Annotated in this window: 1 pseudogene; it reads right to left on the reverse strand. The window is 43.6% G+C overall.

Going from position 1 to position 1,023, the window contains the following annotated elements:
- Window positions 1-861: pseudogene (locus B4K20_RS00195) on the reverse strand (hypothetical protein); the annotation flags it as partial.
- Between the last annotated feature and the right edge of the window lie 162 nt (window positions 862-1,023).

Here is a 1,023-nt window from a genome sequence, read left to right on the forward strand (position 1 = left end):
TTCACCCAGCAGGACATTGAGGATTTTCATTTCCAACATGACCTGTGGTACGGGGATATCCATACGTTTAACAAGACTGGTGATGGACTGAATCACTCTTTTATCATCGGTTCTGACGATGATCATATTGTGTTCGTTATTGACCGTCACATAGATAGGCTGAGCTTGAACGGTCACTTGTTGAAGTGTTTCGTTATCCAGAACATTTGACATCACGCCTTGTGCATTCGGCTGCGTCAATTGAGCGAGTTGATCGACCGTTAGGTCTGACTGACCAATCTGACTACCAGCAGCAATCAGGTTGTTATTGCGACCGCCGCCACCACTCAGGCTTCGGCTATTTCGAACGCTATTACTGCCACTGCGACCGCTTCGACTGCCACCACCACTTATCGTGCGTTCACCAGGCTCACGTCCCAAGGAGAGCAGAACCCGTTGACCATATAAGTCTTCAATGGCTTCTGCAACGATTTGTACGTTGGCATTAAGCAAGGTAAAAACTTCAATATGATCGCTTTCCCTGACTATCAGATCCTGACTGTATTCTTCTCGCGTCATAATCCGATACGTATTGGTATCGTCATCATAGCGATACCACAGATCACTGATACGGCATATGGACTTGACCGCATCGAGAACGGTTGTATTTTTAAGATGAATCGTAATCCGTTTTTCAGTCGCATCAGGTGTCGCAATGATATTGCTATCACTCAGCTCAGACAGGGTACGAATGACATCAATTAACTGCGTATCACTGTATTCGATCTCACTGATTTTGGCTGCTGCATGTCCAAAACTCATGTACAGAAAATAAAATAAAATGGCTGTTGTTAATCTTGCCCAAAATCTAAGCCTAATCATTATCTAAGTACTCTTACTGTGCCTAATATACCTGTCTCAACAGTGATGCTGAGTCGGTTAATATTTGTAATACGAATTGCATTGCGTGGTTGCGACGGATCAACATTGATTTCATCGCCTTCTTTCACCATATGCACTTTGTCTTTACCAATCTGAATCAAT

The sequence above is a fragment of the Methylophaga sp. UBA5088 genome, assembly GCF_002414625.1.
GTDB lineage: Bacteria > Pseudomonadota > Gammaproteobacteria > Nitrosococcales > Methylophagaceae > Methylophaga > Methylophaga marina.